17 protein-coding genes are annotated in these 23,154 nt (G+C 43.2%); 11 read left to right on the top strand and 6 right to left on the bottom strand.

All coding sequences use genetic code 11. The features are described 5' to 3' along the window. Window positions 1-253: 253 nt before the first annotated feature. Window positions 254-1,429 carry a hypothetical protein gene (locus J7I83_RS12080; RefSeq protein ID WP_215101068.1) on the bottom strand — a complete coding sequence of 392 codons (1,176 nt, stop codon included), beginning with the start codon at window positions 1,427-1,429 and terminating at the stop codon, window positions 254-256. Window positions 1,430-1,963: 534 nt separating this feature from the next. On the opposite strand from J7I83_RS12080, the gene J7I83_RS12075 reads away from it, so the two are divergent. The 5 genes from J7I83_RS12075 (at window position 1,964) to J7I83_RS12055 (ending at window position 6,973) form a co-directional block, all read left to right on the top strand. Beyond that, on the top strand, window positions 1,964-2,431 hold the full coding sequence (locus J7I83_RS12075; RefSeq protein WP_215101067.1) for a hypothetical protein: 468 nt from the start codon (window positions 1,964-1,966) through the stop codon (window positions 2,429-2,431). Window positions 2,432-2,982: 551 nt separating this feature from the next. Further along, window positions 2,983-3,942: an IS30 family transposase gene (locus tag J7I83_RS12070; RefSeq protein WP_215101065.1), complete on the top strand. Its 960-nt coding sequence runs from the start codon at window positions 2,983-2,985 to the stop codon at window positions 3,940-3,942. 1,536 nt (window positions 3,943-5,478) lie between these two features. After that, entirely contained in the window at window positions 5,479-5,718 is a 240-nt protein-coding gene (locus J7I83_RS12065) for a hypothetical protein (protein ID WP_215101063.1), read from the top strand. Between the two features lie 199 nt (window positions 5,719-5,917). Further along, window positions 5,918-6,133 (top strand): YgaP family membrane protein, encoded by a 216-nt coding sequence (locus tag J7I83_RS12060; protein WP_215101061.1) that lies wholly within the window; start codon window positions 5,918-5,920, stop codon window positions 6,131-6,133. A gap of 294 nt (window positions 6,134-6,427) precedes the next feature. Then, entirely contained in the window at window positions 6,428-6,973 is a 546-nt protein-coding gene (locus J7I83_RS12055) for a DUF2179 domain-containing protein (RefSeq protein ID WP_215101059.1), read from the top strand. 269 nt (window positions 6,974-7,242) lie between these two features. On the opposite strand, the gene J7I83_RS12050 is transcribed toward J7I83_RS12055, so the two are convergent. Both J7I83_RS12050 and J7I83_RS12045 read right to left on the bottom strand, forming a co-directional pair. Continuing rightward, complete coding sequence (locus tag J7I83_RS12050) at window positions 7,243-7,794, bottom strand: peroxiredoxin family protein (protein WP_215101057.1); 552 nt, start codon at window positions 7,792-7,794, stop codon at window positions 7,243-7,245. Continuing rightward, a complete protein-coding gene (locus J7I83_RS12045; RefSeq protein ID WP_215101055.1) occupies window positions 7,791-8,411 on the bottom strand; it encodes a hypothetical protein in 621 nt (206 codons plus the stop codon). Before J7I83_RS12045 ends, J7I83_RS12050 begins: the two co-directional genes overlap by 4 nt. 1,179 nt (window positions 8,412-9,590) lie before the next feature. Here J7I83_RS12045 and J7I83_RS12040 point away from each other — a divergent pair. Beyond that, complete coding sequence (locus tag J7I83_RS12040; RefSeq protein WP_215101053.1) at window positions 9,591-12,293, top strand: S8 family serine peptidase; 2,703 nt, start codon at window positions 9,591-9,593, stop codon at window positions 12,291-12,293. 330 nt (window positions 12,294-12,623) lie between these two features. Here J7I83_RS12040 and J7I83_RS12035 read toward each other — a convergent pair whose 3' ends face one another. Next, on the bottom strand, window positions 12,624-13,055 hold the full coding sequence (locus tag J7I83_RS12035) for a transposase (RefSeq protein WP_251047617.1): 432 nt from the start codon (window positions 13,053-13,055) through the stop codon (window positions 12,624-12,626). Between the two features lie 651 nt (window positions 13,056-13,706). Between J7I83_RS12035 and J7I83_RS12030 the strand changes: the two genes are divergently transcribed. The 3 genes from J7I83_RS12030 to J7I83_RS12020 all read left to right on the top strand — a co-directional run bounded on the left by J7I83_RS12030 (window position 13,707) and on the right by J7I83_RS12020 (window position 18,075). After that, window positions 13,707-15,302: a PucR family transcriptional regulator gene (locus J7I83_RS12030; protein WP_215101051.1), complete on the top strand. Its 1,596-nt coding sequence runs from the start codon at window positions 13,707-13,709 to the stop codon at window positions 15,300-15,302. Between the two features lie 125 nt (window positions 15,303-15,427). Further along, window positions 15,428-16,870 carry a sodium:solute symporter family protein gene (locus J7I83_RS12025; RefSeq protein ID WP_215101049.1) on the top strand — a complete coding sequence of 481 codons (1,443 nt, stop codon included), beginning with the start codon at window positions 15,428-15,430 and terminating at the stop codon, window positions 16,868-16,870. After that, window positions 16,867-18,075: a metal-dependent hydrolase family protein gene (locus tag J7I83_RS12020; RefSeq protein ID WP_215101047.1), complete on the top strand. Its 1,209-nt coding sequence runs from the start codon at window positions 16,867-16,869 to the stop codon at window positions 18,073-18,075. The genes J7I83_RS12025 and J7I83_RS12020 overlap by 4 nt, the downstream gene beginning before the upstream one ends. A 614-nt stretch (window positions 18,076-18,689) precedes the next feature. On the opposite strand, the gene J7I83_RS12015 is transcribed toward J7I83_RS12020, so the two are convergent. Continuing rightward, window positions 18,690-18,869 carry a hypothetical protein gene (locus J7I83_RS12015; protein WP_215101045.1) on the bottom strand — a complete coding sequence of 60 codons (180 nt, stop codon included), beginning with the start codon at window positions 18,867-18,869 and terminating at the stop codon, window positions 18,690-18,692. Between the two features lie 316 nt (window positions 18,870-19,185). After that, window positions 19,186-20,151: a ketopantoate reductase family protein gene (locus J7I83_RS12010; protein WP_215101043.1), complete on the bottom strand. Its 966-nt coding sequence runs from the start codon at window positions 20,149-20,151 to the stop codon at window positions 19,186-19,188. Window positions 20,152-20,172: 21 nt separating this feature from the next. On the opposite strand from J7I83_RS12010, the gene J7I83_RS18205 reads away from it, so the two are divergent. Together J7I83_RS18205 and J7I83_RS11995 are read left to right on the top strand one after the other, a co-directional pair. After that, the gene (locus tag J7I83_RS18205) at window positions 20,173-20,670 is read left to right on the top strand and encodes a hypothetical protein (protein WP_251047616.1); all 498 of its coding nucleotides are present in this window, start codon (window positions 20,173-20,175) and stop codon (window positions 20,668-20,670) included. Window positions 20,671-21,159: 489 nt separating this feature from the next. After that, on the top strand, window positions 21,160-22,713 hold the full coding sequence (locus tag J7I83_RS11995) for an S-layer homology domain-containing protein (protein WP_215101037.1): 1,554 nt from the start codon (window positions 21,160-21,162) through the stop codon (window positions 22,711-22,713). The last annotated feature ends 441 nt before the right edge of the window (window positions 22,714-23,154 follow it).

The following is a 23,154-nucleotide window of genomic DNA, read 5'->3' as shown; positions in this document are numbered from 1 at the left end:
TTAAGTGGTTCTGTTTTGTGTCCTAGCTGGTTCTAAAACGTGGCACAAGTGGTTCTATTAAATGGCTGTAATCAGATACTGCTCAATGCCTCTATTTTATTTCGAAGCGTAAATTCGACCATAGAAAAACTACACCTACGTTTTTAGGTGTATCTAACAATTTCGGTGCAGTTCAAAATGGCTCATTTTTTTTAGTGTCTACCATTTGGGCTCAGTTCGAATAATCAAGTGAATAGTTTTTTATCATACTCATTTATTCCTCGAGTGCTATTCCCAATTCATAGGTACTGTCATTTCCTCTATCATAAAAATACACCATACCCGTAAGCGGATCTACTTGGTAGTGGGCTACAAATATTTGCATATCGTCATAATCAAGATAGGTATTTATATAATAATATTCACCTGATTGCACCATATTTACCAATTCATAAAAATCAGGATGGTGGACAAGTTCACCGTAAGCGTCGGCATCATCTGCTTCGTCGCTCATGGAGAGTGCAGCCATTGGGGCATTTTCAGGACTTATCAAAAAATCTCGGGAACTGATTTTCCACTCTTTATTCTCAGCTGTGAGTAGATAGCGGGTATGAGCTGTGGAACCATAAAAATCGGTCTCGGTAAAAACGGTTAAGTGTTCTGGTGCCCGAATGACATGAGCATTTAGAACAGGTGCATCAGCCATTGGAAAAGCATAGAGTGTCTCAAGCATATATATTGGATTGTCGTAGATTTCTCTCAAAGTTTGCGATTTATAAGTATCCGTGTAATTATTTTCTAGCGAGTTTAAAATGGTTTCAAAGTCTTCTTCATAAAAGTATCCATTTGCCCCTTCTCCAAACGCCTCCCCAAATCTCTGTACCGAATTTGACTCGGCATTCGCAATGAAATCGATGACTTCCTGATCTGACATCTCTTTAAGAGTTTTCTTCTTTTCTTCCCATTCTTCTTGAGTAATAGAAGTTTCCTTGAGAGGCATGTCTAAAAGATCTTCTACTACAAGAATATAGCTATCAGCTTGAGTGGTAATCGTTACTTGAGTATCGGCAGGGAATTCTGTGGTGGTAGTTACCGTGCCAGCCCACTCATTGCTATCATGAGACTGAGAAGTTGCTAAGAATATGAATTCTTGTACGGGAGTTTCATCCGTTTTTAAAACACGGAACTCGATAGTGCTCTCAGAAACTTGGGTAAAATCGACATAGATCGATTCGTCTGTATTTGACCACTTCTTTTCCCCAAGAGGCTGGAGATCAAGCAGCGAGACTTCTTCAATTACGGGCTCTTCAGTTTGAGACTTTTGCTCTTCTTTTTCTTCAGCTTCAGTTTCAAGGACAATAGCAGTGGTTTTATCCTCTGCTTGTTCTTCATTTGTACAAGCCGTAAGAAGAAACGCAACGCACATTAAAGGAACTAATTTTTTTATCATTTGGCACTTCCCTGTTAAGAATTCTGAAAATCTTGAGATAAAATAGAATCACATATCAACGGTCTTGAAAAAATAAGGTTTTCAACAATTTTTATATCAAATAACGTTATTATCAGTGAGACTTCCACTTCCTTTTATTTATGATAGTTTGAAAATATACATATTTTATAATAACATAGTCGTAGGCTATTTTAACTATAAAAATAGTAATTTATATGTGATACACAATTTTGAAATAGATCCATGTAAAAATAAGTAGTTAATGAAAACACACATGTTGATTAGCCAGAATCATCCAAACTAATGGACCTCCATATAGGAAACTAAAAAGGTCTCAATTGATCAATCGGTTATAATCGATTTAAATAATAATCGATTTAAAAATCGATAAAGACCGAGGTTATGCATGTGTTTAGAGAAAGCCCGAAACTTGAAATTGAAACGTGAGATAATGGAGATACTTAAAACAATAGCTTTTGAAAATGCAGATAGAAGAGAAATCTTGACAATGGAAAGCAAAGGGGAAGAAAAGCTATGAAGAAGTTAAAAGAGAATCCAGCATTTATCCCGAATGAACCGGTCGTGGGGGACGAAACATTGGGCAGCTTTCCGTTCGGGTGGAATATCACCCGGGCTTCAGCTTGGATCCAAGAAAACCTGAAAGAGGTGGAACTATCTGTTGTACAGGTAGAGCCGCCTGGTCCAGGGTTAGACTCAGCAAATTTGGACGAGGCGTTCATTCCGCGAGCGGATCTATCGAAGCCACTCCTTGTGGTCCGGATGCGTCCGGAATTCTTCCGGTTGATCGATGGCAATCATCGCGTGGCGAAAGCCAGGCGTTTGGGTGTAGCCGAATTGCCGGCTTATTACCTGACACCGGAGCAGCACCGACAATTTTTCACAACCGAAGACATGGACAAGAGGTATGTGGACTACTGGAATGACAAGCTGAAGATGTTTAAGAAAGATAAAGGCCGCTGGGGGGCGTGGTTGGGGAAATGAAGGTTTGAGAGATCAGCAGGAGGAGTCTGTAATTTATTAGTCAATCAATACGCGTGGGGAGATAATTAAGTGAATCTCAAAAATAGAGTTAGCACTTTCATAAAAATAATAACGTTGATGGTCATAGGCTCTTTATCCTTTATATTCACATTAATGTTCACTTTAATAGTGTTTTCAAATGAAGATTTTAATGGTTTTCTTAATTGGTATCATACAATTTTTGTGCATGATCCCATTGGAATAATGGCTAACAATATATTAGTTTTCGTTTTATTCTTTTTCCCTCTCAATTATTTTGTATATGTAATTCTACTAGAAATGATCATTAAATATACAAGCAGTAGACGTTCGATAGAAATGAATGATTATCATCATGCAGTAATTATAAAACAGCTTTTAGGGATTTTCACTTTAGTAATTGTAATGTTTGGGTTTCTCCCTTTTTTTATAACTTCGCCGATTGTAAAATTAAGCTAGACAACTGAAAAAGCCATTCGTGATACACTCTAAATGTATTTTCCGACCAAAGAAAAACATAGGAGTGATCACGAATGACCTACACCCATCTTAACACGGATGAATTGGTGATGATAGAATCCTACCACCGCCAAAATATACCTGTGGCGATCATTGCTGAGTGCCTGAACCGTTCCAGGCAGCCGATCTACAATGTCATCAACTTCCTGAAATTAGGGCATACAGCCCTCGATTTCTACACACAATACAAGAAAAACAAGAAACGCTGCGGCCGACGAAAAATGGTCTTGCCGAAGAAACAAGTTGCCTATATTCAAGACAAGGTGGCGCAGGGCTGGACGCCGGATGTCATTGTCGGCCGCGCAGAGACGGCGATTGACTGTTCCGTGCGCACGCTCTATCGCATGTTCAAAAATCGGGTCTTTGATGTAGCCACACTTCCGATGAAAGGCAAACGGAAACCCAATGGCCACCAGGAACGCCGGGGTAAGCAGGCGTTCAAACGGCATATTTCCGAACGGGAAGCCGATTATCCGTCTTTCCAACAAGAGTTCGGGCACATCGAAGGCGACACCATCGTGGGCGTCCGACACAAAAGTGCGGTGATCACGCTGGTCGAAAGGCTGACAAAAGTCATTATTGCCATCAAGCCTGCAGGACGTAAGGCATGTGATATTGAAATTGCTTTAAGCCAGTGGTTTCAAGGGGTTCCACGAAATCTGTTCAAATCCATCACGTTTGACTGTGGGAAGGAATTCTCCAATTGGAAACCGTTGTGCAACCGGCACGACGTCTCGATTTATTTTGCGGATCCCGGCACGCCTTCACAGCGCGCCTTGAATGAAAATTCCAACGGACTCCTTCGTAAAGACGGATTGCCAAAGGAAATGGACTTCAATCAGGTGGATCAACCGTTCGTTTCCACGGTGGCCGACAAACGGAATAACATCCCACGGAAGTCGCTGGATTATCGTACACCCTTGGAAGCATTTTTGAGTCACCTGAATGGAGTAGATCTGTCTAGCTTAAATTGACAAACGGAACTTTATTAAACATAGAAGAAGAAGTTTTGAGTAGTGTTAACTTATTCTTCTTACTCATCGCCTCGATTGCCATGTGTCCATACCTTTATTTAGTGAGAGAGGATTCCAATGTCTCGGAAGTTCCCGTATCAGAAAAGCAACTATCCATATTCTTAATGAAGGGAACTGGAAAAACCATTAAATCTGTAGCGATGAAAATGAAAAATATAAGATTATGGATGTCAAAAGCCATTAAAAATGAATACCATATACTGAGTTTTTCGCTAGTTGTCATCTTCATATCGATGAGCGGTACAATGGTTTTATTGTACATAATGTTAATTTAAATCTATTGTTATCGCAAAAATTCAACGGTTAAATAGTAAGTATCCAATAGGTTCTTTCCGCAGTTTAGAAATCGCATCCCTATCATACTAACTAGATAGCTTGCCAGGGCTGAGTATGACTCGGCTAAATTTCTCATTTCCGGAAAAGCGGACTGCCTGTAAACTGAAACCTTTACGAAAGGAAACGACGTGTGGTGGTTAGGGAGGTTTCATAGGACAAAACAAAGAGAAGGCGCTGTAATCTGGCGCCTTCTCTTTGTTGTTGTGAGTATAGCTTCTTCTAACAGCAATCTCCGCAACCAGATTGCTGTTAGAAGATAATTATTTGGTTCTTATTAAAAAAGATAGCTCTCTGAATGAGAGGAGTACAGATAGACTAACACATACAATTCTTCTTCCACGTTCTGTACCAATTGCTGAATAAGAATGTCACTCGAGACACTTTAGAAGCGGTCGTAAACGAGCATCATAAAGAAATATTGGCCTTTGCAAATGCCAGCGGAGCCCTAACTACTACTGGAAAAGGGGCTATTTCTTCTATTCCATCTAACGAGGAGATCATGCAATTAATAAAGTAGAAATCGCGTGTTTGTGAACGTTAGTAATGGACGAGTGGGGGAATCGATGCTGCCATTCTAATTGAATAAGAACATCCGATTCCTGGAATCGGATGTTCTTTTTTTGTGCAGCAAGCGGAATAGCTGAAGTAGTGCCGGAGCAGGTGTCTGCAGAACTCCGGCAGCAATCTACATAGGGGAAAACAGAAATACGATAAAAGCTATCGATGGTTTTATTGCTATAGCTTTAATCATTGGGTTTTATATGTTTACTCCTAAGTAATGGACGGAGAAGTAATATGAAGATTTGTTTATGGGGTTGTTGGTCAGAAGACTACAAGCAGATGATTGAATCCGGAAAAACGCTTCATTGCCCTGAAAACAAGCTCGCTGCAAGAGAGGAATAGCCCAAAACCGGGTTGGAATAGCAAACACCCGGGTTGGAAAAAGCTTTGCTTGGATTTAGTGAGGAAATCGCGTATAAAAGGGGAGAATTCGGGTTAGGAAAGCGAACACCCGGGTTAGAACAACGAACACCCGGGTTGGGAACCAGAACACCCGGGTTGGGACAGCAAACACCCGGGTTAGAACAGTCAGAAATCGCGTCCCAGAATTGTGCGGTTCCCTGGGAACATTGTAATCAAATGGCACAGCTGCTTGCAGAAGGTTTGGCGAAATTCCCGGAAATTTCACTTTCCCAGCCCGTCGAGTCAAACGCGGTCTTCGTGTCATTGCCAAAATCGCAAATCGACCAACTTCAAAAAAACCATTCATTTGCATTATGGAATGCTGAGAAAAATGAAATTCGGCTTGTCACATCTTTCGATACAGCAAAAGAAGACATAGCAACCTTTCTTGCGGACGTTCAGAAAAGCTTTTCTTGAATAAGTAATCCCCGGCAGTTTCCAGTTCTGCCGGATTTTTTGTGTTTTTTTCGGCAGCACGAAAGCTCGCCGCCGAGGAAAAAGACAATTCTACAGGGTTTTAACTAAATATATGAATTGCACGAAAAAGAAATACGGTTTAAGTACCTTAGAAAACGGGAACTTCCATACCAATAACAGTTCTTAAGGAGGGGCTTTCATGAAAAAAAATATCGGTACGTATAACTCGATGTTCCGCATTGCCGGCGGCCTGACGCTGCTTGCATATTCGACAGCGAAGATGGCACGCGAAGGCACGTCTGGTGCGCAGCTTGGCTTGGCATTTGTCGGTGCCCAGAAAGTCGGAGAAGGCATCACGTACTATTGTCCGGTCGCAGATGCACTGAATCTGGAAGGTTCGAAGTTTTTGAAATAAGGAAGACCGTCTCTGGATTTTGCCAGAGACTTTTTTTATTCCTTTTATGTATGATTGTATCAACTGTGAAGAGCGGAATAGTGTGGATTTAGATAATGATAGCCGGGGTATGAACATACCTGGAAGGCTATAGCTGATGCGGTTTTAGCCGCTTTTCTAAATGGGAGGCAGATCACTAAAGTATGAGGTGTAATGCAAACCGCCTAGCTCGTGTTTAATCTGTTTTGGCTGGGGAAAAAAGAAATAGCTTATAAATAAGGAAGGGAAATAGTAAAAAAGGAAAGGAAGAAGTTTATGTTGGAAATTCATCCTCTCTTATTGGTGGTTATTATTTTCAGTATCAGTCTCAGTTTTGTCACCCTGGCGACTGTTCGGATGATACTGACCCTGAAAGGCTATCAATATTCAGCTGCAGCGCTGTCGATTTTGGAAGTGATCATTAACATCCTGGGCCTCGGTCTGGTGTTGGATAATATTGCGAACGTGCAGAATTTATTGGCTTATGCGCTTGGCTTTGCATCTGGGGTTGTCGTCGGTTCCAAGATCGAAGACAAACTGAGTCTCGGCTATGTGACAGCGAATATCATTTCGCAGGACAATAGTGGGAGACTGGCTGTACAATTGCGGGAAAAAGGCTATGGGGTGACGGACTGGGAGACAAACGGTTTTGAAGGAAAGCGCAGCTCGATGCAGGTCCTCATGCCGAAAAAGCAGGAAGTGGCGCTGTACCGCACTGTCAAAGAACTGGATCCCCATGCATTCATTGTGGCGTATGATGCCAAAACGATTTACGGCGGTTTCTGGATACGCGCCATCAAAAAGCGGAATATCGTCAAGTGAAAATACGTCGCTGTGTTGAAGAAGATTTAGTTTATTCACGAAATATGTAGACAAAAAAACCTGAAACCCGTATAGAAGGGGTTTTAGGCTTTACGTTGGGTATAATTACATGAATAGTGTTTCTAACACAGGAACCGCTGGGAATTCCTGTCTTTTGAACATCCTACTCGGGTTTTGCATGATTAACTTATCGAGTTAATTAGTGAAATGCGTCCCTGCTCACTTACCTAGCTAGCCGGGGCGATACAGCGGAACCGCGTCGCTCTCCGTCAATCGATGGCGTCCGTCTGGTCTTTCATGACCTGTTCATCCATCGGCCCGACAATCTTTTGGGCAATTTCGCCTTTTGTATTCAAGATGAATGTCGTCGGAACGGTGCGGACTTGATAGGCTTGTGCAGCGCTGCCGGTTTCGTCCATCGGAATCGGGAAGGTCAAGCCGAATTCATCGATAAAAGAACGGATCGCTTGATCGCCTTTATCTTGGGCTGTTAAATTGACGGCGAGAATTTCGACATCGCCGTCTGCGTTGTTTTCATGGAATTGCTGCATATGCGGCATTTCTGCACGGCACGGGGGACACCAGGTCGCCCAGAAGTTCAGGATGACTTTTTTTCCGCGGTAATCGGACAAGCGAACCGTTTCGCCATTCTGGTCGGTAAGCGTGAAATCGGGTGCCATGGCCCCTGGAGCGAGTCCCTGTCCAGCTGTTTGCGTTTGTTCTGCCGTCTCAGTGGCAGAATCGCTTTTATCGAGAAAATTTATGGCGGTGATGGCGATGGCTGCGACAAGCAGCAGGGCAATGATTGTTTTTTTAATCACAAAATCGGTCCTTTCTTTTCGAAACCTGTGTACATCGCGATGGTGACGGCGGCCAGGAAAATGACTGTTGCATTTTGCCACGTCAAGAGCGGCCCGAAGATGCTTAAAATCAGCAGTTCCAAGGTGAACAGCAACACCAGCAATAACCCAGTCGGCACATCTGTGCGTTTGGCAAGCAGACGGATCGCCAGAATGCTGGCAGCAAGCAGCGCAGCGTGAAGTGCGGCCTCCATCCAATTGTTTTCAACGCTTTGCAGGATGAGTTGATACGCCAGGAAAAACAGGAGCCAGGCAACAGGCGCTTGCCTTGCCAGTTCGGCCTGCTTTTTCTGTGCCAAAGCCAGATAAATAGAGACCAGCGCTACGGCGAGCAGATGTCCGTATAAGCCGCCGTTAAAATAAAGAAGGGATAAGGGCATATCGAGAAAATGTTCAAAACTAAAAAGGATGTAGCTAAACTTCCAGACTAGAATATACAGCGGAACGGCATTCCAATACCATTCACCGATTTTATCTCCTATCACCCATCGCATAATTAGGCTTGCCGCTGCAGCTGCCAAAAGGACAGCCAGCCACACAGCTGGAACGGTCAGGTGAAATATCGGCACGTAGCTCACAGCCGATTCTCCGAGTGCTCTCTATTCATTACGAAGATCCCTCCAATTGTCTAAATGATCCAATGCTCAACGTTTCCCATTATATCGGAAAGTGTAATCTTTTCATCTTTTTTGTTTGGGGATTGGATGGAGGAGAGTCGCGTCATTGGGCCAAAACCCGTTCCGTCAAAAAAAGAATGCCGCATCCCTAGTGGTTCCGGGATGCGGCATATTTATAGGGCGTGTGAACTAAACATACTTGATTCGTGCAAAGAAACGGATTGGAATCTGTTAAATGACATCTGATTACACTACTGTAAAAGCGACAGGAACCAATTTACTTCAGTTAAGAACTCTTAATTTGATCTTGCTTCAGGCCTCGATGCATCGTATGTTTGGCGCCCCATTCGTCCATGGCGTCCAGGACAGGCTCCAGGCTCTGGCAATTTTCTGGCTTCCGTTCCACAGCGGTTTCCCTCTTGGTATCTTTTGGTACAATATAACCTTCACAAAGATCCGCAAAGAAAAAGAAGCCGAATATGATTTTCAAGGGAATTGTCTAAAAGGATAGTGGGAGAAGAAGAGGCTGTCTATGCGGCTTCTTCTTTTTTTTGTGCAGAACGGTCATGTAGAGAGGAAGAACGTTCATGTAGCAGAAGAAAACCTTCAGGTAAAGGAAGAATCTTTAGGTAGAAAAAGAGAATGGTCATGTAGAGAGGAAGAATGTTCGTGTAGCAGAAGAAAACCTTCATATTGATAAAGAAAACACCCGGGTTGGAAAAGTGGGAGTCGGCAAAGCGATGAAAATCGGCATTGAAGATGCGGAACGGGATTTCGATGTGGATTTTGGGGTGTGGACGAAGAGGGATGATGAACAAAAAAAGAAGCTGGGCATTAGCCAGCTTCAAGAACCGTTATGATTCTGGAGTAGAGTGGTTATGCTCTCTATCCTTTGTCATATTTTCTCGCAAAATCATCTTCATTTAACACCAAGTACCTAATGCCTTCAATTATCGCCAGTATAGCAGGGATGTATATCCAAAATAGAACTTATGGAATCCAAAATGAAAAAGTGACCAAAAGATTCAGTTAAACTAATATTTGTAAATTTAAAGGTTGTTTATATGTAGGTATAAAGTATAATGTCGGAAGGAATGCAAACACTCGTATGTAATTTACGAACTTAAGGGAGAGAGTGAAATGAAAAAAAGCATGAAGGCTTCATCTGCATTACTGAGTGTCGTATTACTGTCCAGTACGTTAGGGACTAATGTATACGCAGAAGAAGAAGACAAGCCGCTTATCACACAAGAGGTGGAAACAGACCAAGTGATGGTCACATTTAAAGAAGACGTAAAAAGTGAAAAGATGGATTTGGATGTGGTAAGTGTTAAAACGGTGGAAACCGAAGAGGTAGCTATCCTCAAAGTTCCTGAGGGAGAAACGGTTGACACTTTTATTGAAGAATTAGAAACACGGAAAGATATCGAAAGCGTAGAGCCTGACCACTTGGTTCAACTGACCTATACACCGAATGACCCTTATTTCAATTATTACCAATATCATCATAAAAATATAGAGACTGAAAGAGCCTGGGATAAAACCATGGGGTCTTCTGATGTTGTGGTAGCGGTTTTAGATCAGGGGTTCGATATCAATCATCAAGATTTAGCAAATCAGATTGTTTCGCCATACTTTACTTCAGACACAGGATTTAGTGTCGATGATCACGGAACTCATGTTGCTGGTATCATTGGTAGTTCAATTAATAATTACGCATTTGGTGCTGGAGTTGCGCCGAAAACAAGTATTATGCCGATTGATGTTTTTGAGGATGATTCGGCTTATACTTCTGATGTAATCGAAGGGATTTATCAGGCGGTATGGGCAGGCGCTGATATTATCAATATGAGTCTTGGCAGTTATAGTTACAATTCGCAATACAATAATGCGATTCAATATGCTTATCAAAGTGGATTGGTAATAGTGGCTTCTGCAGGCAATGATTCTAGCTCTCAAACGCGTTATCCAGCTTCTTATGACAATGTAATCTCGGTCGGATCAACAGATACATATGATGGTTCATCTTATTTTTCGAATTGGGGAACTGATATAGACATTGTAGCACCTGGTAGCTCTATCTACTCTACACTGCCTTATAATCGTATGGGCGGGATGAGCGGGACCTCAATGGCATCGCCAGTAGTTGCAGGCGTCGCAGCATTGCTGTTGGCAAGTGAGCCCAATTTGACGAATGATCAAGTTGTGGATCGCTTATTATCCACTGCAAAAGATTTGGGGAACTATGGAAAAGATTATATTTATGGAAACGGTCTTGTAAATGCTAAAGAAGCATTGAAGATTATGGATATTCCTTCGCCAACAGTTAACTATATTCTGGATTATTCAACCAGTGTTTCTGGGTATCTTGCATTTGATCTCGACAACGGAAAAGTTATTGTGCGAGATCAGTCAGGCAATATCATTGGTTCAAAAGAAAACTATTCGGGCTATTCTTACTTTGACATAGCGATTCCAAAACAAACTGCCGGAACCAAATTGTATGTCTCTGTTCTGGATTCATATGGTAATGAAAGTGAAGCGGCAGAAATCTCTGTATTGGATGGCACAGCGCCAGATAAACCTGACATAGATAAAATCACAGATCAATCTACCCATATTACAGGGAGAGCCGAACCAAATGCCAAAGTAACTGTTTCTGAAAACGGAATGACTCTTTATAATTCTATGGTAGACGTTAATGGATTTATCAATATTCCAATCACCAAAATGAAAGCTGATAGAAGAATATCAATAGCTGTAAGTGATGCGGCAGGAAATGTCAGTGAGTCCGTAGAAGTTACGGTGAATGACGCAACCGCACCTGCAAAACCGACAGTTAATGTTGTAACAGAAGACTCTATTAAAGTAACCGGGACTGCAGAAGCGGGTGCGACGGTATCGGTTAAAGTAGGTGGTAAGCAAATTGGCACAGCAATGTCTGCCGCTGATAATAAATTTACGGTAACAATAGCTAAGCAAAAGGCCGGTACGATTCTGGCTGTAACGGCAACCAGTAAATACGGCAATACCAGCGAAGCGACAAATGTGACTGTAAAAGACACAACTGCTCCAACCCTATCACTGACGAGCAAAGTCACACATTATTCCACACGCGTCATCGGCACAGCAGAAGCTGACTCGGTAATTACCATTAAAGCAGGTACGACATCCATCGGTACGGCAACAGCCGATGCAAAAGGCAAGTATGAAGTGATGATTGCCAAACAAAAAGTCGGGGCGAAGTTGTCCATCATCGCGACGGATGCCGCTGGCAACAGCAGCAAAGCGATTGCCGTCGTGGTCGTGGATGGCAACTACCCGGATTTGAAAGTTACACACTGGGCATTGGATGAAATCATGTACTTAGCGGACGACCAAATCATTGGCGGTTATCCAGATGGTGACTTCCAACCAGCTAAGAACACCACACGCGCAGAAGCGGCCAAAATGCTGGCTTTGGCGTTGGATTTGCCAATCAAAGATGTTCCATCCGGCTATAAAGACGTTTCAAGCAAGCATTGGGCCAAAGATTATATCGCGGCTGTCTCTGAAGCCGGCCTCTTTAACGGCAACTCGGACGGCAGTTTTGCGCCAAGCGATGTGTTGAAGCGTTCTGAGATGGCAAAAATCATCAGCATCGCATACGAATTAGAATCAAGCGATGTCAACCACTTCAGCGATGTGAAAGCAGGGCATTGGGCAAAAGGATATATCTCCGGGCTTTATGAGAATGGGGTCACCACCGGATACCCGGACAAGACATTCCACCCTGGAGAGTCAACGACCAGAGCGGAGTATTCCGTATTCCTGGCGCGAGCAGCGAATAAGGATTTTCGTTAAAAGGATTCACTAAAAGAAAGCCCATTCCGAATCTCGGAATGGGCTTTCTTTCGGTTATAAGAAGGATTTTTGGCTCATCTTCAGAAAGCGGACGCTGTCGGCCCGGTTTTAAGTGAGCAATAACTTCTTCTAGAAATCGAGCCCCTGTGTTGAAGAAGATTCAGCTTATTCACGGAATATGTAGACCCGAAAGTCCAAATCTTGATGCAGCAGGGGTTTCAGGCTTTGGACTGAGTATAAATATCTGAATAGTTAACTATTTATAAAAGTGTCTAACACAGGGACCATTTGGGAACCGTTGGGAATTCCCATCTTCTGAATACCTCACCCCTACATCACCGGCGGCTCCATGTCTTCCGCATGCTCGTCTTCTTCCGCGTTCTGCGCGTACGTTAAACAGTACATGCAATACGCCATGTTGTTCTGCTCGAATGGCGTAGGCAGCAAGCCCCGCAACAGCTCCCGGTCCAAGAAGACCGGCGCTAGGAGGGAGTCGTCCCAATACAGTGGAAAAGAACTGTATGGATAGAGTTCGAGCCGCTCGACCATCGGCTGTTTTGTCTGGATCGGATTGCGGTGGATGTAACTGCTGACGGTGAGGAGGCCCAAACGTGAATCGACTTCCTTGGCAAAATAGCGCTTTTGGTAGATCCGCACGATATGACCGTAGCGTTTGGCATAAGAATCGCTATAGCGCCGGTTGACCAGCCCTATGATTTTGGGCAGCGGATAGCGACTTCGCTTTGGCGATTGACACAACATCGACGAGCGATACGCGCAAAGGGGTGATGACCGAAGCGCGCGTGCTCAACAGAGGGGTTTGTATCAAAATTACTAATTGCCCACTCGCTTGTCACGAAACATCTACAAAAAGTCGCCAGCGAACACCACAACTCGCAACAGAAGGGGATATTCATGGAAATCGGCACGGATGCAGGTGATGTGTCAATTCCGTCCTGCTATATGTATCCATTTGTGGGGATTTTAGATTAGGACGATTTGCAAAACATCGCTAAGCTGGTATTAGCATTCATATTTTATTCAGATGAGCTAGTCGGAAAGAATTTCCTGGATACTTAAATTCGAGTCGCATGGAAAGAGACAATTCTAAACTATAAATCCACACACTAATTGAATGCAGAAAAATCCACTCCTGAGAAAAAACGGTTCAAAGGAGTGGTTTTTAATTTATGCAGATAGCAGAGATGGTGTCAATTGGTCCATTCCTTAAGATGGAAAACTGCTCTTTTTCGTAATTACTAAAAATAACTTTAAATAAATTTAGCTTGTAATAACTAGGTTAATGAATTTGCTGCTTTTAGAAAAAAGGTATTTGCAAATAACTGTTGAATATACACTGATTATACTAATTTTAATAGTAAGTTTACTGCTTTCAAGAAAGGAGATAAGAAAATGATTACTGTCAAAAAGATGGTTGATGTATTGAAAGATGATGGAATTCAGCTGTTCGCAGGCGAAAAAGGTATAGAATCGCCAGTAGATTATGTGAATGTGCAAGAGCTTGACCGTGAAAGGGAATGGTATAAAACCAATGGTTTTATCTTGACAACCTTTAATGCGTTTAAAGAAGTGAACCGGATTCTAGACCGTTTGGACTGGTTTAAGAAAATAGGAGTCAGTGCGGTAGGTTTTAATGTAGTCGTTTTTAAAGAAATTCCTCAACCGATTATAGAACGGGCCAATCAATTGGGGTTGCCGCTTTTCTATATTCCAGAGGAAATTCCTTACCACCTGCTGTTCGAACGTTTTAATACCTTGTTAGCTGCTGAAACCAATCATATCAAGGAAGAAATTCAAAGCATCAATGAAAATATGCTTGAAGCTGTAGTGATGGAAAAAGATACGCATCACATCATACAGATGATTGGTAAATTTTTAAATGTTCCTGTATGTTATCTGGATGAAACCTTAGAGGTATTATCGTATTGGAATGGCAGTACATTTTCAAAAACGGAGATTTTGGAAGTAGTAAAGAACCAAATTTTATCTAACGACAAAGACCTGTTTTTGGAAACATCCCTTTTCAAGTCGCCAAAAGAAAGCTCAAGAGTGGTAATTGCCGGAAAAAGCATTTCCTTCACAATCATCCCTTTGTCTCGCCAAAAGGATTTTTATGGTTTTTTGATGGTCGGTACAACAAAAGACAAGGTGGTATTTAATGAAGTCATTATTAAACACGGGGTAACAGCCCTCATAATTGATGCGATAAGAAGAAGTGCAATAACAAAATATCAAAAGACCCAAGACATATTGTTGATTGAATCTATATTCAAAAATGAAATACATACACCTATTAATGCTCAAAGTTTTTCTTTTAATGTGGAGCAAATAAAGTTTATCTTTGTGGCAGAAACAACAGATCTAAGTAAAAAAAATGAATTTTTTGATTTTCTATACCAATTATTGAATTATTGGGACTCTCGTTCTTTGGTTTGGCTATTTGAAAACAAAGTGGTGGGAATTACTTTCCAGCAAATACCGGAAACGATTTTAGAGAAGGCCACAAAGAAACATCCCGATATTATTATGGGACAAAGCAAAAAAACCGCTGAATTTAGTGTGCCTGTAATTAGAAAGATGTATAACCAAGCAATGATATCAAACAAAATTGGTGAAGAAAAATCTAAGCCTATTAATTATTGGGAAGATCTTGGCGTAGATAAACTCCTGTATGTAGCCAGCAAAAATTTTTTGTTTGAAGATTATGATGTTGATGTGTTAAAACCACTTCTCAGGGAAGACAAAGAAACTGGTGGAGAGCTGGTAATTACTTTATATACCTATCTACAGACTTTTTTCAGTTTGAAAGAAAGTGCTGAAAGGCTCTATGTCCATGCCAATACAGTAAAATACCGCATCGTTAAAATACAGGAAATATACAAAGGCATTTTGTTTAATGACCCGGATAATTATCTATTATTTATGACAGCTTTTAAAATCTATTTTATGAAAAGCAAAAATGCTGCTGTTCCGATAGAAAAAATTTGATATATCCTTTGTTCTGAAACCACAAACTGGTTTCTTTTTTTTGTCTCACGAGACTAATGCTTAGATCTCAAAGTAAGCTTAAGATTTAATTAGTTAGAAAATTCCGAAAAGAGGAGAGTGAAGGTATGTTTATCGCTGGTTTAGTAGTTTACGCTATAGCTATGGTTGTAATTGGTCTTTTTGCTTCCAAGAAAGTTAAAAGCTCAGATGATTACTTGGTAGCAGGACGCAACATGAGTTTGCCTGTGCTTGTCGGAACTTTGACTGCGGGGTGGTTGGGTGCAGGAACGGTCGTCGGATATGCCTCACTTGCATATGATAATGGATTTGGCGCATTCTGGTGGGCTGCCGGTGGTTTGGCAGGTGCGACAATCATTGTCGTGATGGCTGGGAAGCTCAGAAAGTTAGCACAGTATACAGTGCCTGATATTCTAGAACTCCGGTTTAGTCCATTGGCAAGAATATTGGGTGCCATTCCTGTCATCTTAGCTTTCACTGCAATTGTCGGTTATCAGATGAAAGCAGTCGGCTATGTACTGGAAGTGGTAATCGGTATTGACGGACAAGTTGGTTTAGCAATTGGGGCAGCCGTAATCATTTTTTATACGGTATTAGGCGGGATGCTTTCAGTTGCCTATACAGATGTTGCTCAATATGTTTTATTGATGACCACTCTTATCATTTCAGCACCAATAGCACTGAATGCAGCTGGAGGATTTGCCGGAATGAGTGCAGCACTTCCAGCTACTCATTTTGAAGGGACCGGTGGACTAGGTTTAATAGGGGCATTAGCGGTATTGTTGCCATTCTTCATGCTGTCGACGGTGGACCAAAACTTATATCAACGCATGTTTTCTGCGAGAAACGAAAGTATTGCTAAGAAAGGTGCTTTGCTGGCACTTATCGGTGCTGCTATTATTATGGCTTTAATATTCACGATTTCAATGTCTTCAAGAGCTCTTTTTCCAGGGATTTCTTCAGATCTGGCGGTATATACAGTTGCAACGGATTTATTGCCACCATTTCTTGGGGTGCTTTTACTAGTAGGAATATTATCGATTATTATGTCGACTTCCGATTCCTATCTTTTATCACCGGCAACTAATATTGTACGAGATATTTATCTCAGATTTCTGAAGCCGGATGCAAAAGATAGTAAAATCCTCTACTTAACACGTCTTTGGGTGATAATCCTTGGGGTGGTGGCCTTTTCTGGAGCAATGTGGTTTGAAACGGTTCTAGCCTATGCGATGATTGCCTACACAATTTACGGGGCAGGAGTTTTCTTTCCGATTGTCGCTTCTTTCTTCTGGAAAGGTGCGACAAACAAGGGCGCAATTGCTTCAATCATCGGCGGTACCATTTTTACAATCGTATGGGAGTTCTTTGTCACTAGCAATCTGGAAACCATATATGTTGGTGGTGGCGCTTCCTTAATCTTGCTTGTCGTGGTCTCATTATTGACCAAACATTCCGAATCGGAAAATGTCGAGTTGTTTACGACCGAAAAAGAAATAAAAACAGAATACGAAGAAAATATACAAACTGGGAGTGAACCAACGATATGAGAAAAGTATTGAGAAATTGCCAAATCATTGATGGAATTGTGAAGGATATTATGACCAATGCCTATATTATTGTTGAAAACGAAAAAATTATTGACATGGGCACCGGAGAACCATCGATTAATGATCGTGATGAAGTGGTTGATTGTGAAGGTGGATATGTCCTCCCGGGTCTCATTGATGCCCACGTGCATTTGGTATGGGATGGCAGTGAAGATCCGCAAAACGTCATTCAGCATTTAGATCAGGAAATGATTTCATTGCATGCATACAGCCATGCTCAAGAAACTTTACAGTTAGGGATTACTACCGTACGGGATGTCGCTTCGCCAAGGCGTAGTGTTCTGAATCTCCGCAATGCCATCAATGATAAAGTTCTGGTTGGTCCAACAATTTTGAGTTCAGGTCCAGCTATCTGCATGACTGGGGGGCATGTCCACTATCTAGGAAGAGAAGCCGACGGCCCTGATGAAATCCGTAAAGCGGTCCGAGAAGTCATGAAATCGGGGGCTGACTTAGTTAAACTGATGGCTACCGGAGGGATTTATACTTTGGGCGAAGAACCGGGTTCAGTACAATTATCGATCGATGAATTGCAGGCTGCGGTTGAAGAAGCCCATAAGAAAAACAAGAAAGTAGCAGCGCACGCGGAAGGGCTGCAAGGAATCTTAAATTGTTTGGAAGTAGGCGTTGATACGATTGAACACGGCATTTATGCAAATGAAGAGGCTTTGCAAAAAATGGTGGAAAAGGGAACTTATCTTGTCCCGACTATGATAGTCATGAAGCGGCTAGCAGTGGATGATAGAATTCCTGAATGGGCATTGGAAAAAGCGCGTCAGGTAGTGGGACCCCATCAGCAAATGCTGGAAAATGCTATCCGATTAGGCGTTAAAATCGCGACAGGAACCGATTGTGGATCTCCGGCGACACCGCCAGCTTATTACTTTGATGAATTGCTGATCATGGAAGGAGCTGGAATGTCGGCAATTGATGTCATTCATGCTTCCACACGGGTTGCTGCGGAATGCCTGGGCTTGACGGATCGAGGGGTTCTTGCAGTAGGCAATAAAGCAGATCTTTTAATCGTCGAGAACAACCCGCTTACAAACTTGAAGATATTGAAGGAAGACAAGAAAGTAATGAAAAACGGTGAATTCGTTGGATCCGCTAAACTACAAGTGAATAAAGAAATTATCAAATCTTAAAAAACAGAGGGAGTTCGTGGATACCACTTATACAGGATTGAGGTAGCTTACAAGGGAACAGCTGGAGGAGAAAGAGGGTTTGGCCGTGTGGATAAAAGACAATGAAATTTAGAAACTACTGCCAGTTGGTTCAATCCTCGAAGGACACCAGGTGATTGATAAGATCAGCTATTACATGGTTCCTAACCTTGATCGATTTGCATTTCCGTATCATGAGGGATTGCTCAGGAAATCCCGAGTGCATGCATGAAAAAGAAAGGTATGAGCAGTTTATTCCATAATTCGGAATAGGATCTCTAATAAATCGCTCCTTGTGCTAGAGACAATTCATTTAATGCACCCTAATTGCGTAGGAGTGGTTCTCTCATGTCTCAAGTGGCTCTGAAATCCGTCCGAAGTGGCTCAAAAATATGGCACAAGTGGCTCATTTCGTTGGCTTTATTCAGTCGGCCCGGTTTTAAGTGAGCAATAACTTCTTCTGTCTTCTCTTCTAAAGCCTTAAGGAAATCATCTGGTGTGGTTCGATTTTCTTGTCTGCAACATCATCAATTGAGAACAAAAAAGCCAGGAGTTGCGGTCGATCCACAAATCCTGGCTTTCACTTTGTTTATGGCTTATTTCTTTTTATTTTTATCCTTCGAAGTTAATGGAGCTGTGTTACTGGTAACAAACGGGACGGGAGAAGAAGTTTCGTCGTGCTTTTTTTCATCATCACTAAACTGTTCCTGAATTTCCAGATTGGCTTGAGTCGCCTCATCTTCCGACTGCTGTTTTTTGTTTTTCTTGTCTGCCATGTGAATGCCTCCTTAAATGGTTTGATTTTTCTTTTATATTACTTACTGGTGTTGCCATTGTCAAAAGGATGGCTTAAATTCGCGCCAGGGGTTGCGGTGGATGAAGCTGCTGGCGGTGAGAAGGCCGAGGCGTGAATCGACTTCCTTGGTGAAATAGCGCTTTTGATAAAAAATCGAGCTTCTACTATATTAAATAGTTAGCCGGCAAGGAATGATCCGTGATCCGGCTACATTTTTCACTTCGGCAGAAGCGGACCGGCTGTAAAACCGAAACCTTCGCGAGGTGAAGAAAGTGGCGTATGATTGTTAAAAAGATTCAAAATACGACAACAAAGAGAAGGCGCTGTAACCTGGCGTCTTCTCTTTGCTTCATAAGCCGAGCTTCTTCTATCAGCAATCCCTTTTCCGTTGCTTGTTCACCAGCACGGCTGCCGGCGACCGCTGCCACGCCAACCGCTATACCGTAGATAGCACCCCAACGAAGCGGGATTTCTTTCGATCCGAAAGGCAGAAATTGTTTGCTGCCATAAGTATAGGCCGTCAGCTGATCGACAGTCGGCGTCGGTGTATTGCTTTTTCGGATCATCGCATAAAACTCATCGGTCAAATACTCGATTTCGTCTTCTGCGTTTTTCAAGTGCCCCAAAATATTTTCAAAGATTGGCGTTTTCGCCATGTTGCCGATAGCCGAGACGAAAAGGGGTTCGGGAATGCGTTCTACGACCTTGATCCCTGGAGGCGTTAAGGTGACTCCCGCATCTTCGGTTGCCAGCAGCGCTTCGTGAAGTGCGCGCTTTAACAGCACATGCGCGTCCCGGGTAGCGGCAAAATGTTCCTGGTCGGTGTTGCAGGCGTAAACCGCTGAAGCCATTGCCGGAATGATCAGCGCCACATGCGTCTTGAGCCAATGGTCGATGTCTTTTCGAATTTCGATTCGGTAGCCGCGCATCGAACCCATTATTTTTGCCACTTCCAAGGTTCTCGCTGTGACCTTGCCGTCCACTTCACCAATTGGCATCATCATTGGTTTCTTCGCATCAACCGGCATCATGTGCATGACATGGCCTTTTTTAAAGCCAACAGGTTGCGGCAAACCAGCCATCACCCGCTCTTTGCCAACAGCGTCGATAAAGGGCTGCTGGCCCGCAGCGTTGTTCATCATAAACAGGAAAGTCGGCACGTTTTTATTGGCAGCCAAGACCGGCAGAATTTCCGGCACCCGATTTTTGCGCATCGGCACAATGACCAAGTCGTAGTAGTCTTCTTCGGATAAGCGGTCCACAACGGGAAGGTGGGAGACCGTTTGTTTTCCGGTTTCCGTGTTTTCGGTAACAACGCCGAAGGTCTTTCACTCCTGTTGCCGCTCGTCGTGGTCAAGCAGGGAAACCGAATGGCCAGCTTCTGCAAGGCGTTCGGCGAACAAGCTGCCGAAAGGCCCTGCGCCATAGATAAGGATTTTCTTCTTTATGATTTTCACTCCTCGTATAGTAGATTGGGATTTTCAAAAGCAGATCCGGAAAAGTATATTGCCGAGTCCAAGGGGCCGAGGCTTGATAACTACGAAGATTTGGTCGTCTTAGTCAATGGTGATGATGCTGGGGCAATCATGCGCAGACTGGATGACGGTGCCAATACAGAGGATGGGGAACCAGGCAATATGTATAGCAACCTGGGCAGTACAGAAGAGGAAAGACAAGAAAATCTGGATACATTTAAAGAGTGGGTCGGGAGCTGGAGTTTAAAACGCTCTGATGAACTGACGGAAGAAGAAAGAGCAGAAATCACTGCCCCAAGAGAGTAATTGCAGTTCACGGTTTTCCAGCTTGTCGAGGAGAACCGGCAACCAGAGTGGACTGTTCTGGGCATTGACTCGGAAATTTCGTCGATAGAATGTTAGTGGTAGAGAGCCCATTCCTTACTTTGGAATGGGCTCTTTTTGGGTTGCGAGGGGAACTTTAGAAAGGATCACTTTATTTAATTTGAATATTTAGATAACTTAATCTATGATATGTATAGTTCTTTTAATCTAGTTAAATTGCTTAATTCGTTAAATTCCAAACTATAACAGGTTAAAAAGACTGGTTATTTGGAAGCATTTACTAAATAGCGGCTCTGCTTCTTGAAGTTCAGAAGCTATAGAGGGGAAGGGGAAATGGGGGATGAAAAAAATAACGCTTCCGATTCTTTTGCTTGTGGTTATTGCCATCGGATTTTTGATTTTTTGGCTGATCGACCGGTTTTTTTAAGATGGCGTGCAAGGGGAAGAGACCAGAAAAAGGGAGGGGAAAAGATGCTGAAGAAGATGGGGGCTTTATGCATGGCAGCTTTACTGTTTGCAATGCTGCTTCCGGCAGCACAGCCGGTGTCCGCTGCAACATTCGGGGACGTGAAGAATTTCAAACAAGAGATTCAGTACCTGACCGACCTGAAAATCATCAATGGCTATCCGGACGGAAGCTACAGGCCGGAAGAACCGATTCTGCGCGTGCAGGCGGTCATGATGATCATGCGGGAAATGGGGCTGGAGATGGAGAAGATTCCGGATCCGGGCTTTAGCGATATCCGAAAAGGGGACATGGGTTATGAGGATGTGGCCGCTGCTTCTTATTACGAGTTGATCGAAGGAAAAGGGAGCGGGCGGTTTGATCCGAAAGGGCACATGACGCGGGGCGAAATGTCAAAAGTGCTGGCACTTGCCTATGAGCTCGGCGGCATGTATCCCACAGGCTTTACCGATGTGGCGGAAGGGCAATGGACGTATCCGTATGTTTCTGCCTTGGCAGCCCATAACGTCACCAACGGCTATCCCGACGGCACGTTCCGCTCGCATGTGACCATCAACCGGGAACAATTTACCGGATTTATGGCGCGGATCCTCAATCCCGCATTCAAACCGTATACGACGGCAAAGGCCGATTCCTTGTTGGAAAACGTCCTTGATATTGAAATGATGGACGTCGCCAAACATCCCGAACAGCCGGTTTTTTACATACTCGATGGATTGACCAACAGTTTGGTGTCCTTTAATTACGAGACTGACGAACTAGATAGCGTCGAGTTGCCGTATCGGGCCGAGAGCCTGGCTTATGCTAAAGGCAAAGTGTACGTGACACAGCATAAGATGAACCATGAATACTGGACCGGCGACCGGAAAGAAGAAGGCGCTTATGCGATTTTTGATGCCGATTCATTGAAGCTGATCAAGCTGTGGCATTTGGCATTGGACCCATACGATATCGAAGCCAACGACGAAGGACAGGTGTTCATTTCCGGGGGATCCAATCAACACACTGATTTGACAAGCTTTGACTCGAAAACAGGCGCCATTTTGTCTCAGCAAATGCTTTACATGCGGGCAAAGATCACCTTGACGCCGAACCAGAAAAACCTGCTGGTCATTTCAACAGCGGTTTCTCCGCGGAACCTCTCGGCGTTCCCGATTGTCGGCGGCTTGCTGCAGCTTGAAATCCGTTCGCCTTACCACGGAGTATACGCCATGACACCCGACGTCAGCGTAACGCCCGACGGCAAATACATTTTGAACGGCTTCGGCAATATGTTCAGTGCCAATACCATGAAGTACCTCGGAACGCTGGACCGGCCGTTTTCGGCATTTGCGGTGGATGTAGCATCCGGCGAACTGCATACCGCCTTTGAAACCAACTTGATCCAAAGCTACGACTATCCCAGGCTCATCAGCAAGGACCAGCTCGTCACATACGGCACCATCCACAAGCTTTTTTACGATGAGCACGCAGACGAATTGATCTCCTTGACGACGGTGAGGTTTGGGAAGTCGGTGTATCCGTATTTGGGGATTGAGACGATTAGTAGGGGAGAATAGATGGGGGAGATCGGCAGAAGAGGTTCTTCTGCCGATTTTTTTGTGGGTATTGGGAGGGGGAATCGGGTTGGGGTGGCGAACACCCGGGTTGGAGAGGGGAACTTTCATGTAGAAATGGAATCTTCATGTAGAAAAGGAGAACTTTCATGTAAAGAAGGAAAACCTTCATGTAGAAGAGGGAAACTTTCAGGTAGGAATGGAATCTTCATGTAGAAGAGGGGAACTTTCATGTAGAAATGGAATCTTCATGTAGAAAAGAAGAAATTTCATGTAGAGAAGAAGAATCTTCATGTAGAAGAGGAGAACTTTCAGGTAGAAATGGAATCTTCAGGTAGAAAAGAAGAAATTTCATGTAGAGAAGAAGAACCTTCATGTAGAAGAGCGAAAACTTCATGTAGAAGAGGAGAACTTTCATGTAGAAATGGAATCTTCAGGTAGAAA

It is taken from the genome of Planococcus sp. ISL-110, assembly GCF_018613575.1.
GTDB lineage: Bacteria > Bacillota > Bacilli > Bacillales_A > Planococcaceae > Planococcus.
This window is presented reverse-complemented; position numbering and strand designations above follow the sequence as displayed.

Excerpts from the sequence above, each read along its gene's own strand:
- J7I83_RS12080 (WP_215101068.1), bottom strand. The coding sequence starts at position 1,429 with ATGATAAAAAAATTAGTTCCTTTAATGTGCGTTGCGTTTCTTCTTACG.
- J7I83_RS12075 (WP_215101067.1), top strand. The coding sequence starts at position 1,964 with ATGAAGAAGTTAAAAGAGAATCCAGCATTTATCCCGAATGAACCGGTC.
- J7I83_RS12070 (WP_215101065.1), top strand. The coding sequence starts at position 2,983 with ATGACCTACACCCATCTTAACACGGATGAATTGGTGATGATAGAATCC.
- J7I83_RS12065 (WP_215101063.1), top strand. The coding sequence starts at position 5,479 with ATGGCACAGCTGCTTGCAGAAGGTTTGGCGAAATTCCCGGAAATTTCA.
- J7I83_RS12060 (WP_215101061.1), top strand. The coding sequence starts at position 5,918 with ATGAAAAAAAATATCGGTACGTATAACTCGATGTTCCGCATTGCCGGC.
- J7I83_RS12055 (WP_215101059.1), top strand. The coding sequence starts at position 6,428 with ATGTTGGAAATTCATCCTCTCTTATTGGTGGTTATTATTTTCAGTATC.
- J7I83_RS12040 (WP_215101053.1), top strand. The coding sequence starts at position 9,591 with ATGAAAAAAAGCATGAAGGCTTCATCTGCATTACTGAGTGTCGTATTA.
- J7I83_RS12035 (WP_251047617.1), bottom strand. The coding sequence starts at position 13,055 with ATGTTGTGTCAATCGCCAAAGCGAAGTCGCTATCCGCTGCCCAAAATC.
- J7I83_RS12030 (WP_215101051.1), top strand. The coding sequence starts at position 13,707 with ATGATTACTGTCAAAAAGATGGTTGATGTATTGAAAGATGATGGAATT.
- J7I83_RS12025 (WP_215101049.1), top strand. The coding sequence starts at position 15,428 with ATGTTTATCGCTGGTTTAGTAGTTTACGCTATAGCTATGGTTGTAATT.
- J7I83_RS12020 (WP_215101047.1), top strand. The coding sequence starts at position 16,867 with ATGAGAAAAGTATTGAGAAATTGCCAAATCATTGATGGAATTGTGAAG.
- J7I83_RS12015 (WP_215101045.1), bottom strand. The coding sequence starts at position 18,869 with ATGGCAGACAAGAAAAACAAAAAACAGCAGTCGGAAGATGAGGCGACT.
- J7I83_RS11995 (WP_215101037.1), top strand. The coding sequence starts at position 21,160 with ATGCTGAAGAAGATGGGGGCTTTATGCATGGCAGCTTTACTGTTTGCA.